This window comes from Cupriavidus laharis (assembly GCF_914271435.1).
GTDB lineage: Bacteria > Pseudomonadota > Gammaproteobacteria > Burkholderiales > Burkholderiaceae > Cupriavidus > Cupriavidus laharis.
This window is the reverse complement of sequence record NZ_CAJZAI010000002.1, coordinates 431,732-446,124: the sequence shown is the minus strand read 5'-3', so window position 1 is coordinate 446,124 and position 14,393 is coordinate 431,732. Positions and strand designations below refer to the sequence as shown.

General features: G+C 67.2%; 12 protein-coding genes. 4 read left to right on the top strand and 8 right to left on the bottom strand.

Annotated features, from left to right (window positions below; genetic code table 11):
• Window positions 1-151: 151 nt before the first annotated feature.
• Window positions 152-1,468: an MFS transporter gene (locus tag LDO29_RS05840; protein WP_224078837.1), complete on the top strand. Its 1,317-nt coding sequence runs from the start codon at window positions 152-154 to the stop codon at window positions 1,466-1,468.
• Here LDO29_RS05840 and LDO29_RS05835 read toward each other — a convergent pair.
• Window positions 1,440-2,258, bottom strand: coding sequence for a helix-turn-helix transcriptional regulator (locus LDO29_RS05835; RefSeq protein WP_224078836.1), 819 nt, complete (start codon window positions 2,256-2,258; stop codon window positions 1,440-1,442). The genes LDO29_RS05840 and LDO29_RS05835 overlap by 29 nt on opposite strands.
• Complete coding sequence (locus LDO29_RS05830; protein WP_224078835.1) at window positions 2,242-3,147, bottom strand: DMT family transporter; 906 nt, start codon at window positions 3,145-3,147, stop codon at window positions 2,242-2,244. The genes LDO29_RS05835 and LDO29_RS05830 overlap by 17 nt, the downstream gene beginning before the upstream one ends.
• A gap of 284 nt (window positions 3,148-3,431) precedes the next feature.
• Here LDO29_RS05830 and LDO29_RS05825 point away from each other — a divergent pair, with 284 nt between their 5' ends.
• Together LDO29_RS05825 and LDO29_RS05820 are read left to right on the top strand one after the other, a co-directional pair.
• Window positions 3,432-5,030 (top strand): DUF1800 domain-containing protein, encoded by a 1,599-nt coding sequence (locus LDO29_RS05825; RefSeq protein WP_396022629.1) that lies wholly within the window; start codon window positions 3,432-3,434, stop codon window positions 5,028-5,030.
• Between the two features lie 45 nt (window positions 5,031-5,075).
• Window positions 5,076-6,407, top strand: coding sequence for a DUF1501 domain-containing protein (locus LDO29_RS05820; RefSeq protein ID WP_224078834.1), 1,332 nt, complete (start codon window positions 5,076-5,078; stop codon window positions 6,405-6,407).
• 214 nt (window positions 6,408-6,621) lie between these two features.
• Here LDO29_RS05820 and LDO29_RS05815 read toward each other — a convergent pair whose 3' ends face one another.
• From LDO29_RS05815 to LDO29_RS05800, 4 genes are all read right to left on the bottom strand, one after another.
• Window positions 6,622-7,626, bottom strand: coding sequence for an acyl-CoA dehydrogenase (locus LDO29_RS05815; protein ID WP_224078833.1), 1,005 nt, complete (start codon window positions 7,624-7,626; stop codon window positions 6,622-6,624).
• Between the two features lie 16 nt (window positions 7,627-7,642).
• Window positions 7,643-8,800, bottom strand: a complete 1,158-nt coding sequence (locus LDO29_RS05810; RefSeq protein WP_224078832.1) for an acyl-CoA dehydrogenase family protein — start codon at window positions 8,798-8,800, stop codon at window positions 7,643-7,645.
• A gap of 117 nt (window positions 8,801-8,917) precedes the next feature.
• Complete coding sequence (locus tag LDO29_RS05805; protein WP_224078831.1) at window positions 8,918-10,501, bottom strand: acyl-CoA synthetase; 1,584 nt, start codon at window positions 10,499-10,501, stop codon at window positions 8,918-8,920.
• A 61-nt stretch (window positions 10,502-10,562) separates the two neighbouring features.
• On the bottom strand, window positions 10,563-11,366 hold the full coding sequence (locus LDO29_RS05800; protein WP_224078830.1) for an IclR family transcriptional regulator: 804 nt from the start codon (window positions 11,364-11,366) through the stop codon (window positions 10,563-10,565).
• A 335-nt stretch (window positions 11,367-11,701) separates the two neighbouring features.
• Between LDO29_RS05800 and LDO29_RS05795 the strand changes: the two genes are divergently transcribed.
• Entirely contained in the window at window positions 11,702-12,850 is a 1,149-nt protein-coding gene (locus tag LDO29_RS05795) for an acyl-CoA dehydrogenase family protein (protein ID WP_224078829.1), read from the top strand.
• Between the two features lie 165 nt (window positions 12,851-13,015).
• Here LDO29_RS05795 and LDO29_RS05790 read toward each other — a convergent pair whose 3' ends face one another.
• Together LDO29_RS05790 and LDO29_RS05785 are read right to left on the bottom strand one after the other, a co-directional pair.
• A complete protein-coding gene (locus LDO29_RS05790) occupies window positions 13,016-13,720 on the bottom strand; it encodes a porin (RefSeq protein WP_224078828.1) in 705 nt (234 codons plus the stop codon).
• A gap of 190 nt (window positions 13,721-13,910) precedes the next feature.
• The gene (locus LDO29_RS05785; RefSeq protein ID WP_224078827.1) at window positions 13,911-14,348 is read right to left on the bottom strand and encodes a hypothetical protein; all 438 of its coding nucleotides are present in this window, start codon (window positions 14,346-14,348) and stop codon (window positions 13,911-13,913) included.
• Window positions 14,349-14,393 lie beyond the last annotated feature (45 nt).

Here is a 14,393-nt window from a genome sequence, read left to right as displayed (position 1 = left end):
GCATAGGCTTGGGTCCTCTGTTGCCATCCTGTACGCTTAAGCGTACGTGACTTAGACTGTCCAGAGCAACTATGGCAGTTTAGGCGCTCAGGGGCTAATCGCCAGGGAGCAAATTCCTGACTAGCCCTGTTACTCCAGTGGAGGTATACGGATGACCAGCATGACCCATCAGCACCGTGCGTCTCCTTCTGCACCTCCGGCGCCAGAGGCCGCGCATGTCGCGCCGGCGGAAATCGCGACCGGCGTCGTGATCGGCAGGGCGTCCGAATACTTCGATTTCTTCGTCTACGGCATCGCGTCGGTGCTGGTCTTCCCGACGGTGTACTTCCCGTTCGCCGACCGGCTCGACGGGCTGCTTTACTCGTTCTCGATCTTCGCGCTGGCCTTTGTCGCGCGGCCGTTCGGCACGGCGCTGTTCATGCGCATCCAGCGGCGCTGGGGGCGCGGCATCAAGCTGACGGCGGCGCTGTTCCTGCTTGGCACGGCCACGGTGGGCATCGCCTTCCTGCCCGGCTATGCCACGCTGGGCCAGACCGCCATCGTGCTGCTGGCCGTGTTCCGCTCGCTGCAGGGCATCGCGTTCGGCGGCTCGTGGGACGGGCTGCCGTCGCTGCTCGCCCTCAACGCGCCGCCCGAACGGCGTGGCTGGTACGCGATGATGGGCCAGTTGGGCGCGCCCACGGGTTTCATCGTCGCCGGCTCGCTGTTCCTGTTCCTGAACCTGAGCCTGGACCATGGCGAGTTCCTGGAATGGGGCTGGCGCTATCCGTTCTACGTGGCCTTCGCCATCAACGTGGTGGCGCTGTTCGCGCGGCTGCGGCTGGTGGTGACGCATGAATACACCCAACTGCTGGACGAAGATGAACTCGAGCCGATCAGCACCATCGAGCTCATCAGCAAGCAGGACTACAACATCTTCCTTGGCGCCTTTGCCGCGCTGGCCAGCTTTGCGCTGTTCCACCTCGTCACGGTGTTCCCGCTGTCCTGGGTCGAGTTGCACCAGACACAGCCGATCACCGATGTGCTTAGCGTGCAGGTCGCGGGGGCGTTCATCGGCATCCTGGGCACCATTGCCTCCGGACGCATCGCCGACCGGATCGGGCGCCGCACCACGCTCGGGACGATGGCGGTGCTGATCGGCATCTACAGCCTGTTCGCGCCGCTGCTGATGGGCGGAGGGCCGATCGAGCAGGACCTGTTCATCCTGATCGGCTTCGGTCTGCTCGGCCTGTCCTACGGCCAGGCGGCGGGCGCGGTCACGTCCAACTTCGAACGCCGCTACCGCTATACCGGCGCCGCGCTGACCACGGATTTCGCGTGGCTGTTCGGCGCGGCCTTCGCGCCGCTGGTGGCGCTGGGGCTGTCGGTCAAGTTCGGGCTGATCGCGGTCAGTGCCTACCTGTTGTCCGGTGCGGTCTGCACGCTGCTCGCGCTGCGGATCAACCGGGCCCTGGCGTCGGAGGACTGAAGCCGCCCGCCGATGCGCGCCATGCTCCCGGTGGCTGGCCGAAGCGGCGCGTGAAGCTGCGTGTGAAGGTGGTCTGGTCGGGATAGCCCGAAGCCAGCGCCACGTCGACGAGCGGCAGGCCGGTGCCGGCCAGCAACTGCACCGCGCGGTCCAGCCGCAAACGCGTCTGGTAGCGGTGGGGCGTGTCGCCGAAGGCCTCGGCGAACAGCGTGTGGAAGCGCCGCACGCTCCAGCCGAAGTGCTCGGCCAGATGGCCCGCATGCAAGGCTGACGACAGGTTGGCCCGCAGGTAGGCATCAATGGCCATGACCGGGAACATGCTCGCGGCGTCATGCCTGTCCGATGCGCCCAGGGCGTCGGCAAGGTCGCCGGCCAGCGTCGCTGCCACGGTCCAGTTCAGATGCGCTGTGCAGGTGCTTGCGGGGTACAGCGCGGCCAGTGCCTGGACGCGCATGCCGAGCGCGCCGTCCAGCACGAACGCGCGCGGCCATTCCATCAGCCGCGCCGGCAGTGCGACCGACGCGCCGGGGAAATCCGCCACCACCTGCAGGTTGCCGGCCAGCCCCAGGAACTCGTGGTGGCTGCCGGCCGGCACGATCAGCCCGTTGTGGCGGTCGACCCGGTACAGGTGGCCGTCGATCTCCAGTTCAGTGGCGCCATCCAGCCCGAACAGCAGCTGGTGATGGTCATGCGCGTGCCCCGCGGGCCACGGCTGGTAGCGCCGGTGCTCCACCAGCGGGCTCGTGGCGCTGGCGGTGTTTGCGCGCGCCGGCTCAACGGGCTGCGGCATGCCTCGGCCTTTCCCGCGTCTGGCACAGCCAGACCCCCGCACCGGCGACGGCCATGCCCAGCCACTGCAGCGGGCCAAGGCGGTCGCCGAACAGCAGCCAGGCCTGCACCGCAGCCAGCGGCGGCGCCAGGAACATCAGTGCTGCGGCGCTGGCCGCCTGCCCGCGCCGCACGATGCCGAGCAGCAGCCAGGTGCCGGCGCCGGAGATCACCAGCGCCGCCCAGCCGAGCGATGCCCATAACACCGGCCCGGGCTGCCAGTGCGGCGCCGGCGATAGCCACACGGCCACGCCGGCCATCAGCATGGCGCCGACGTTCTGCCAGGCCGAGCTGGTGCGCAGGTCCGAGGCGGCAATCGACATTTTCTGCAGCAGGGTTCCCATGGTGATCGAGACAATGGCAAGCACGCCGGTCAGCACGACCCAGGGCGATACGGACTGGCCGGCGCCGGCCTGCATGGCCGGCACAACCACCAGCGCCACGCCGGCCGCGCCGGTCGCCAGGCCTTGCCAGGTGCGTCTGGAAGGTAGCTCCTTCAGCAGGGGAATGGCAAGCAGTGCCATCAGCAGTGGCTGCAACGCGCCCAGCAGTGCCATCACGGCAGGCGGCAAGCCGTGCGCCACCGCGCCGAAGGCGGCGCACAGGTACAGGCCCTGCATCAGCGCGCCGGCCAGCAGGTGGCGCGGCACCTCGCGCCACGCTGGCCAACTGGCGCGCGCGGCCATTGCGGCAATGCAGAACATCAGCGCCGCCACCGCAAAGCGCGCGAGCAGGAACAGGCTGGTGTCGGCCAGCGGCACGATGGCCTTGCCGACAATGAATCCGGTAGACCAGATCAGGACAAAGGCCAGGCCGGGCAGCCAGCCGCTGGACGCTTGGGGGCGAGACATAGGGTTCACGGCCCGCGGGCCGGTGTTGGTTCAAGAGGGGCCGGGCGAGACGGAAACCCGTGGTGCCGGCATGCGGCAGAAACTAACGCCTCGCCCGGACGGAAGTCTTGGCGATTTCGGCAATCGGCGTCGTCATCCGTATGCTTCAGGCGGCGCATGATATATCCGTGCGTCAGGTGCCGTGAAAGTTTTCGTAACGGGCGGCAGGTGCGGTTCTGTCAACCGGGACCGCACCCGCCACGTAAGATGGCCATGTCCCTGCATGGGAAGACAAGGAGCCTGGCATGATCCCTGGGCGGCAGACGTTCCCCGCCGGCGCCGGCATCCACGCCGTGCGGCGCGTGCTGGCCATGCTGCTGGCCGCTGCCTGCGTCCTGGCGCTGGCGTCCTGCGCGCAGCAGCCGCCGGCGGCTTCCGGCCCGCTCAGCGCGGCGGACCTGCATTGGCTCAATACCGTGAGCTTCGGTGCCGACCAGGCCAGCATCGCCCGGCTGCGCGAGCTGGGCCGCAAGCGTTTCCTCGAGGAGCAACTGCGCATGCCGGCGGCCGACCCGCCCGCCGTGGCAGCTGCTATTGCCGCATTGCCGAACCTGCAGGGCACCGCTGCGGACCGCGTCCGCGCGGCGCGTGACGAACGCCAGCGCATTGCCGGCTTGCCGGATGAGATGGCCAAACAGCAGGCCCGCCAAGCGCTGAACCGGCAGGGGCGTGAAACGATCGCCGACACCAGCCGGCGCCACCTGCTGCGCGCGCTGTATTCGCCGGCCCAGCTTCGCGAACAGATGACCTGGTTCTGGATGAACCACTTCAGCGTCTATGCGTACAAGGGCCAGGTGCGCTGGGCCTTGCCCGACTACGAGGAACACACCATCCGGCCGCGCGCGCTCGGCAAGTTCAGCGACCTGATGCTGGCCACGGTGACCGCACCGGCCATGCTGGAGTACCTGGACAACGCACAGAGCAGCGCCAACCGCGTCAACGAGAACTACGCGCGCGAGCTGATGGAGCTGCATACGCTCGGCGTGTCGGGCGGGCCCAGCGGTTCGCGCTATACGCAGCAGGACGTGCAGGAACTGGCGCGCGTGCTGACGGGCTTCGGCGTCAACCTGCGCGGCGAGCCGCCGCGGCTGGCCCCGGCGCGCGCGGCGCTGTACCGCAGCGATGGCCTGTTCGAGTTCAACCCGAACCGGCACGACTTCGGCGTCAAGACCCTGCTCGGCCAGCGCATCGAGCCGGCCGGCTTTGACGAAGCCGCGCGCGCCGTCGCAATCCTGGCGCGTGATCCGGCCACGGCCCGCTTCATCAGCGCGAAGCTCGCTGCCTACTTCGTTGCGGACAATCCGCCGGCCACGCTGGTCGACCGCATGGCCGCCACCTTCACGCGTACCGACGGGGATATCTCCGCCGTGCTGACCACGCTGTTCCTGTCGCCCGAGCTTGATCACGTGCTGGACGCGCCCGGCCGCAAGTTCCGGGACCCGATGGCCTTCGTGATGGCGTCGATGCGCCTGGCCTACGACGGCCGCACCGTCAGCAACCTGCGTCCGGTCATGAACTGGCTGAACCAGCTTGGCGAGCCGCTTTATGGGCATGTCACTCCGGACGGCTACCCGGCCGCGGAGAGCGCGTGGGCGAGTTCCGGGCAGATGGTCAAGCGCTTCGAGATCGCGCGCGCCATGGGCTCCGGCCCGGCAGGGCTGTTTGCCGGCGACGCCAATATTCCGCCGGGTTCCGCACGCTTTCCCGTGGTCGCCGGCAAGGCCTACTACGACACCATCGAGGCGACCCTGGGGCCGCAGACGCGCGCGTCGCTCGCGCAGGCGGAAACGCAGGCCGAATGGAATACGTTGCTGCTCAGTTCGCCCGAGTGGATGCAGCGCTGACCCGGCCACCGGCAACGCACGCAACGACGACGCAAGGACTTCGAGATGAAACGTCGGGAATGGCTCAAGACGATGGGCAGTGCCGGCCTGGCGCTGGCCTTGCCCGCGACCATGTCGCGCGTATATGCGCTGCCGGCGCAGGCAGACGCGCGCTTCCTGCTGGTGTTCCTGCGCGGCGCCTATGACGCTGCCAGCGTACTGGTGCCCGCCGGCAGCGATTTCTACCACGCCTCGCGGCCCAATATCGCCATCCGGCGCCCGGTACCTGCCGGTGCCGAGCCCGATCCCGCAGCGGCCGTCGCTCTGGCGCCGGCATTCGCGACAGACAGCGCCCGGCGCGGCATCGGCGACTGGGCGCTGCACCCGGCCCTGGCCGACACCATGCTGCCGCTGTGGAACCGGCAGCAGCTTGCCTTCGTGCCGTTTGCCGGTACCAACGACATGTCGCGCAGCCACTTCGAGACGCAGGACAGCATCGAAGCCGGCTCGTCAGGCACCGGCGATGACCACCATGACGCGGCGTCGCTGCGCGGCAGTGGCTTCCTGAACCGGCTCGCGCAGTCGATGGGCGGGCGCGCGGCGCCGGTGGCCTTCACCGACGGCTTGCCCATGGTGCTGTCCGGCAGCCAGGATGTTCCCAATGTGTCGCTCAAGGGCACGGGACGCACGCCGTTCGACGCCCGCCAGACGCGCGCGCTCGCACAGATGTACCGCGGCACGCGCTTCGAGTCGCTGATCGACGAGGGCTTCGAACTGCGCCAGACGGTTGCCGAGCAGGCGCAGGCGATGCAGGCCCGTACCGCCATGGCGGGCGGCATGGACACCATGGCCGCGCGCATGCAGGACATGCAGGCGGCCAACCGCCGTTCACTGAGCGCGCGCGGCTTCGAGGCCGAGGCCCGCCGCATGGCGGGACTGATGCGCGACAAGTTTAACCTCGGCTTCGTCGACGTGGGCGGGTGGGACACGCACGTCAACCAGGGCGCCGCGCAGGGGCAACTGGCGAACCTGCTCGACAACCTCGGGCGCGGGCTTGCCGGGTTTGTGCAGGAGATGGGACCGGCATGGCAGAAGACGACCGTGGTGGTCGTGTCGGAGTTCGGCCGCACGTTCCGCGAGAACGGCTCGCGCGGGACGGACCATGGCCACGGTACGGTCTACTGGGTAGCCGGCGGCGCCGTACGCGGCGGCCGCATCGCCGGCGAACAGCTGGCCGTGGAGCCGGGCACGCTCAACCAGAATCGGGACTACCCGGTGCGCAACGAATATCGCGCCATGCTCGGCGGTCTATTCCGGCGGCTGTACGGCCTGGACGATGCACGGCTGGCGCAGGTGTTTCCCGGGGCGAAATTCCAGGATCTCGGGCTCGTCTATTGAGCTTTCCATCATTCACGACAACGCCAAATATTCGTCGTCCCCGCGCAGGCGGGGACCCAGTGACTTTTTGTCCCCCTTCGGGGGACTTCAAAGACGCTGGATTCCCGCCTGTGCGGGAATGACAGTGGTCATTTTGATTTGTCGCGAAATAGGAAAAGCTCAATCGGGTGCCGGTGTTGGCCGCCTTGCCGTGGATACCTCCCGGGGCATCCGTTCAGGCCGCCGCCTCCGCTTGCCCGACTTCCCGCGCGAATTCCACTACTGAAGCTCCGCTCCGCAGGAACGCGTCGCCTACCGTCACCGTCCAGCCGGCCTCCGACCCATGCACGGCCCGCCATTCATGCAGGCGGCGAGTCAGCAGCTGCAAGTCGTATTCCTCGGTGATGCCGATCGCCCCGTGCAGGCCGTGCGCGGTGGCGGCGATGATCTGCGCGGCCTCGCTGCTGCGTGCCTTGGCAATGGCGGCCGACAGTTGTTTCGGCTGGTCGCCCGCGCCCGCGAACGCCATTTCCGCGGCGACTGTCGCGGCGGCAATGTGTTCGGTCATGACCGCGAGCTGGTGCTGGATTGCCTGGTACTTGCCGATGGCCTTGCCGAACTGCGAGCGGTCCTGGCAGTACTGCAGCGTCATCTCGCCGACGCGCGCTGCCGCACCGGCGATCAGGGCGGCGTGCAGGGAGGCGCCCCAGGCCTGGACGTCGACGGACGTGGCACCGGGAAGCGGCTCCGCCGCAAGGCCGGCAGGCCAGCGCAGCGTCGCGCATTGGCTGCCGTGGACACCGGTGCCGATGCGCTCGGCTGCGGAACAGTCGAGCAGCAGCAGGCCGTTCGGGGTGCCGGCCAGCACGTAGTCGGCGATGGTGCCGAACTGGGTCTGGGCGCAGACCAGCGCGCCGTCCGCTTCGCGGCGGCAGGACTGGGCCAGTGTGATCATGCCGGCGGGCGCCTGCACGCCGGTGCGGGCAAGCAGCGCGCGCGCGGCGATGCTCTGCGCGAGCGGCGCGGGCACGGCATGACGTCCGATCGTGATCAGGACCGGGAACAGGTCGGGCAGCGTCAGTCCCGCACCGCCGGCATCTTCGCCGGCAAGCAGTTCCAGGAATCCGGCCTCGGCCAGCGCGTTCCACGCGGGTCCGGGGTCACCGCCGGCCTCGATGGCACGGATGGCTGCCGGCGTGAACCGGTCCTGCAGGATGGCTTCAATGGCTTCTACAAACATGTCTGGTGTTCCTGGATTAGCGCAGGCCAAGGGCGCGCGCGATCATGCCGCGCAGGATTTCGCGCGTGCCGCCGCGCAGCGAGAAGGTCGGCGAGATCTGGCTGAGGTAAGCCACCGTGCGGTACAGCTCAGGGTCGATCGGCGTTTCCGGGTCGGCCGACATGGCGGCTTCGACATAGGCCGGGATGGCCTGCTCGATTTCCGTGCCGAGGTCTTTCACCAGTGCGGCTTCAACCACCGGGCTCTCGTGCCGCGCGAGCTTGGCCGTCACGGCCACCGACATATTGCGCAGCGTGGCGATGTGCGTGACGAAGCGGCCCAGCGCTGCCGACTGTTCCCGCGTCGCGCCCTGGCGGCGCAAGAGGTCCGCCCACAGGTCCAGCAGCACGATGCTCGAATAGATCCGCTCCGGACCGCTGCGCTCGAACGCCAGCTCGGCGTTGACCTGCTCCCAGCCGCTGCCTTCCGCGCCGACCAGCGCATCGTCGGACAGCTCGACATTGTCGAAGACGACTTCGGCGAAGTGCGCGTCGCCGGCCAGGTCGTGGATCGGGCGGACGGTCACGCCCGGCAGCGACAGGTCGACGATGAATTGGGACAGGCCTTTCTGCTTGTCCTCCGGCGCGCCCGACGTGCGCACCAGCGCGATCATGTACTGGCAGTGGTGGGCGTTGGTGGTCCAGATCTTCTGGCCGTTCAGGCGCCAGCCGTTCTCCGTGCGCGTTGCGCGGCTGCGTACGCTGGCGAGGTCCGAGCCGGAGTTCGGCTCGCTCATGCCGATGCAGAAGAACGCCTCGCCACGGCAGATGCGCGGCAGGTAGGTCTGCCTTTGCTGCTCGTTGCCGTAGCGCAGGATCAGCGGACCGCTCTGGCGGTCGGCGATCCAGTGCGCGGCAACGGGTGCGCCGGCGCTCAGCAGTTCTTCCACCAGCACGAAGCGGCGGAATGCGTCGAGGCCCGCGCCGCCATAGGCAGCGGGCAGCGTCAGGCCAACCCAGCCGCGCGCAGCCAGGCGGCGGCTGAAGTCGGCGTCGAAGCCCATCCACGAGCGTGCACGGCGCTCGGCGGGTGCCTTCGGCTGGTGCTCGGCAAGGAATTGCTTCACTTCGGCCCGGAAAGCCTCGGCTTCTGCGGGAAGCCGGGCGAGCCGGAAGGTGTCTAACAGGTGATTCAAGGCAAAGCTCCTTCTCGACCGGCCCGGGAGGATGGCCGGCGTGACGTTGTTGTGCGCGCCACGCGTCTCAGTCGCGCGCCGCGCTGAGCGGGGTCGCCATGGGAATCCGGCGTCTGGTCAGCTGCGTCCGGTCCGCACGGCATGGCCCGATCCCGGCTGCGCGCGATGGCGGTCCTTCAATTCGCGGCGCAGCAGTTTTCCGGTGGGGGTGCGGGGCAGCCGCTCGTTGAAGACGATGGTCCGCGGCAGCTTCAGCCGCCCCAGCTTGCCCTGGCAGAAGTCGACGATTTCCTGCGCCAGTTCGGGGCTGGAACGCATGCCGTCGCGCAGTTCGACCACGGCCTTGGGCACCTCGCCGAATTCCGCATCGGGCACGCCGATCACGGCTGCGTCGGCCACGGCCGGATGCTCCATCAGCACGCTTTCGATTTCCTGCGGATAGACGTTCACGCCGCCCGAGAGGATCAGGTCAGCGCGGCGGTCGCTCAGGAACAGGTAGCCTTCCTCGTTGACGTAGCCGAGATCGCCGTAGGTGGCCCAGCCCTTGTCGTTGTAGGCGGAGCGCGTCTTCTCGGGGTCGTTGTGGTATGCGAAGGTCGCCACGCCCGAGAAGTACACCATGCCGACTTCGTTGGGCGGCAATTCGGAGCCGTCCTCGTCGACGATATGGATTACCCCGGCCGAAGCGCGGCCCACCGAGCCCGGATACTTGCGCCATTCGAGCGGGCCGATGGCGGTGGACCCGGCACCCTCCGAGCCGGCGTAGTACTCGTACAGGATGTCGCCCCACCAGTCCAGCATGGCCTGCTTGATGTGAACCGGGCATGGTGCGGCTGCGTGGATGGCGATCTTCATCGACGACAGGTCGTAGCGCCGGCGCGCCTCGTCGGGCAGCTTGAGCAGGCGCACGAACATGGTCGGCACCCACTGGCTATGCGTGACGCGATAGTGCGCGATCGCGCGAAGGGCAGCTTCGCCGTCGTACTTCGCCATCACCACGCAGGTGCCGCCCACGTCGAGCGTTCGCATGATGTAGCGCAGCGGAGCGGCGTGGTAGAAGGGTGCGGTCGACAAGTAGACCGTGTTCTCGTCGAAGCCGAACGCGCGGCGCCAGGCTTCGATCTCCACCTCGGGCTTGTCGCGGTCCTCGTAGGGGGTAAGCGGACGGCGGATGCCTTTGGGGTGCCCGGTAGTGCCCGAGGAATACAGCATGTCGCGGCCGAGGGGACGCTGCGGCAGGTCGGCGTTCGCGCTGAAGGCGGCAATCGCGCTTTCGTAGTCGCCGAACCCTTCGGGCAACCGGGCGGCGCCGGCCAGCACGAACACAGGCAGCGTGCGGGCGTGGGCGTCGGCTGCCCGTACGGCCTCCACCAGCGGCAGCATCGCCGGCGATGCCACCAGCAGCTTCGCGCCGCAATCCTTCAGCACATAGGCGGCTTCGGCCGGCGCGAGATGCGTGTTGATCGCCGTGTAATACAGCCCGACACGGCGGGCGGCAGAGGCCAGCTCGATCAGCCCCGGGTGGTTTTCCACCAGCAGCGCGATGCCGTCGCCGGCATCCAGTCCGCGCGACACCAGCCATTGCGCGGCACGGGTGGCGCGCGCGTCGAGTTCGCCATAGGTAATGGTGTGGCCGGTCTCTGTCTGGATCAGCGCCGGCTTTTCCGGCTGTTGCGTTGCCCAGTCGTGCATCGTTGTCATGACGGGTCGTCTCCTCCTGATAAGTCTGAAATCTTCCTGGCCCTTCCTGCCCTTCATGCCATTACGCGCCCAGTGACGCTTCCACGTTGCGCACGAGCGTCAGCAGCCTGGGACCAAGGTCTTCGGCAAGACGTTTGCTCTGTGCGCTGAACACGGGCACGGCGGCACCGAACACCAGCGCTTCGCCGTCGCGGCGCTTGCGCATGGGTACGGCGATGGTCTCTATCTCTCGGTGCAGGTCGCTGTAGCCGCGGCAAAAGCCATGGGTGTCGAGGTCGCGCGCGGTGTCGGCCAGCCGGCCCGCAAGCCATTCGCGCTGCCCGGGTTTGCGGCGGGTGAAGTCGGAGAGCCAGGCGGCGTGCTCAGGTTCCGGCATCTGCAGAACGAAAGCCCGGCCCGACGCGGTCCGCGACAACGACAGCCGCGTACCGACTTCCGGCCGGAAGATCTGGCTGCCGGTGCCATGGACCACCTCCACATAGGTCAGCGTGTTGCCTACGCCGGCCAGCAGCTGCACCTGGCCGCCGATGTGGTTGGCCAGTTCTTCCATGAGCGGACGCGCGAGCTGGCGCACCGTCATGCGGGCCAGCGCCGGCACCGCGAGGTTGAGCAGGCCGATCCCGGGCACGTATTTCGACAGCCGCTCCGAATAGTGCAGCAGGCCCAGTTCGCACAACGTGTCGAGCATGCGGGTCAGCGTGGGTTTGGGCAGCCCGGTCATTTCCATCAGCGCCTTGCCGGACAGCTCCTGCACCGACGGCGAGAAGCAGCCGAGAACACCAATGCCGCGCGCGAGCGCGCTCACCAGGCGATTTTCCTGTTCGGTGTCCTGGCGGCTAGCAACAGGAGGTGGCTGAGCGATCACGTTGCGTGCTCCTTCTGTGCTTTAGCTGCTGTTTTTCGATGCGGTTGTCTCATAACCACCATTCTCGCTCTCGAAAAATGGACTAGTCAATGTAAATTATGAGTTGATATGATGCTGTTTTTGGGACATCCTAGTTATGGATCCGCACCGGATGGTGGCATTTCGAATCGGCTGTCTCATTTTTCATGCGGGAGCCGGGCCGACGTGGGAGGCAAGCGAGATGGCCGGTGCGGCACGGGCAGGCCTCGCCAGCCTGACGTTTGACTGATGGCGCGCCGAGCGTCACCGGTCATATCAAGACAAGACATATCAAGACTCAAGAAAGGACAAGCACCATGGTTACCAGTCAGATGCCCTGGATCTCGGGCGACCTGGAGACGTTCCAGGACGCCATCCGCAAATTCGTCGAGCGTGAACTGGCGCCGAACGAGGAGCGTTGGTGGAAGCAGCAGCACATCGACCGCGAGGTCTGGTACAAGGCCGGCGAAATGGGCATGCTCTGCGCCAGCATTCCCGAAGAGTACGGCGGTGGCGGCGGCACGTTCGCGCACGAGGCGATCCTCACGCTCGAACAGGCGCGTGCCGGTGTGAGCAGCCTTGGCACGAACGTCCACTGCGGCATCGTCGCGCACTACATCCTGCGCTATGGCACCGAGGCGCAGAAGCGCAAGTGGCTGCCGAAGATGGCGACTGGGGAGATGGTGGCGGCTATCGCCATGTCGGAGCCGGGCGCGGGTTCAGACCTGAAAAACGTCAAGACGCGCGCGCTGAAAGATGGCGACCATTACGTCATCAACGGTTCGAAGACCTTCATCACCAATGGCTATCACGCCAACCTGGTCCTGGTCGTCTGCAAGACCGATCCGGAGGCGGGTTCGCGCGGCGTGTCGATCGTGGTGGTCGAGACCGACGGCCAGCCGGGCTTCCGCCGCGGCCGCATCCTGGAGAAGATCGGACAGAAGGGCCAGGATACGGCCGAGCTGTTCTTCGACGACATGCGCGTGCCGCGCGAGAACCTGCTCGGTACCGAAGAGGGCAAGGGCTTCTACCAGCTGATGCAGCAACTGCCGCAGGAGCGCATGATCATCGCGCTCGGCGCGCTGGCGGCGATGGAACGCGCGATCGGCCTGACCGTCGAATACGTGCGCAACCGCAAGGTGTTCGGAGCATCGCTGCTCGACCTGCAGAACACGCGCTTCAAGCTGGCGGAGTGCCAGACCAATGCCACCATCGCGCGCAGCTTCGTCAACGACTGCATGGCCAAGGTCCTGCGCGGCGAACTCGACCCCGGCACTGCGGCCATGGCCAAATGGTGGTGCACGCAGCGCGCATGCGAGATCATCGACGAATGCCTGCAGCTGCATGGCGGCTATGGCTACATGATGGAGTATCCGATTGCGCGGATGTACGTGAATGCGCGCGTCAGCAAGATCTTCGGTGGATCGAACGAGATCATGAAGGAGCTGATCGCGCGCGAGCTGTAAGCCATATCCAGTGCCGCGCGCGCGGCCGTCAGAGGCCGGCGCCGCCACTGATGGGGCTCGAGGCCAGCGCAACAGTGCTTCCGAGCCGGCAGTTTGTCATCCTTCGTGGAAATCCGTCGCGCAACGCATCCGGCGGATTGTCGGATTGTCATCCGCACCACGCGGTTAGAAGCGGTGCCGCAGGCCGATCACCGCGCCGAACTGGTTGTCCCGGGCCCCGATCTGTTCGGTCGGGCCGGACAGCGCCGTCGCGTAGGGATTCAGTGACGGGCCGAAGCCCGTCAACCCCATGGCCGGGCCGTTGCGGCTCCTGGCGAATCCCAGCACGGTAAAGACATCAGTGCGCTTGGAATAGGCATAGGATCCGGTCAGCATGAAGCTGTACGGATCGCCCGAACCGTTGTGGGCATCGTTGTAGTAGGCCGCGCCGGCGACCTGGATCACGGGCGTGACCTGGTACTGCAGGCCGAGCCAGTACAGGTTGCTGCGCAGCGCGATCGTGTTGAAGTTGTCGTAGGACCAGCGGTAGCCGGCAATGGCCCTGGCCGGACCGAGCGCATAGGCCGCGCCGACGCTGGCGCGGCTTGCCTGGCTCAGGTTGCCGACGTCGGGATAGATGCCGTTCTCCGTCGCGACGAATGCTTTCAGGCCGGTGCCGGGCTCCTTGCCATCGCGCAGTCCCCAGCGCGCTGCGGAGAGGTCGGCGGAGTACTCGCGCATGACGTAGTGACGGCCCGTGCCGGCTGCGGGCACATTAGCCATGTGTTGCACACTGGCATCGAGGATGCCGTAGGGTGTGGCGTTGGTTTGCGCATGGACGGCGACAGGCAGCACCGACAGTGCGGCCAGGCAGGCTAGGCGGATCTTCATGTTCGGGCCCCCTCGTCATGTGGATCGCTCGCATCCCTGTAACGCCAGGGGTGCCGGGTGACCTCAATCGGGTCACAGGTGCTATGACGCAGAAGTTTGTCCGCGATGACCGTCTGTTTTCGCACATGGAAAGCGCGCCGCAGCATGCGCCCGCCGGATCCGTCACACAGCGCTTGCCGCGCGGGGCCAGTCAGCCAAGGCAGCCCATGCCGTACTGCAGCGCACGCAATGCATCGGCGTGTTCACGGTAGCGGTCGGCGTAGCTCCAGTATTCGGTGGTTTGCATGGCGCGCTCGGTCGCGCGCACACGGTAGTCGATGATGAGGCACTGGTTCCAGAATGCGTTCTGGAGGCGCAGGTCCATGTCCTCATCGCGTTCGCGCCAGGCCTGGCTCTGCGCAGCCGTTTGCGTGCGAAGGGCCGAGGCCGCCTGATCGGCCTTCCGGGTCTTCGCGGTGCCGGGAACCGTCATCACGTGCGACCGCATGGTGCTCGTGACGTTGCGGTAGCCCGCCGGGCAGGACGCCGACGTGTATAGCGTTTCGCCCCCGTTCTGGCATTTGGTGACAGCCTGCGCCACGCCGCTGGCCGCCAGCAGCACCATCATCACGGCAAGTTGTCTGGACATGGCCTTGCCCTCCCGCGAACACCGATGGAATCAATGTAGGCAGGG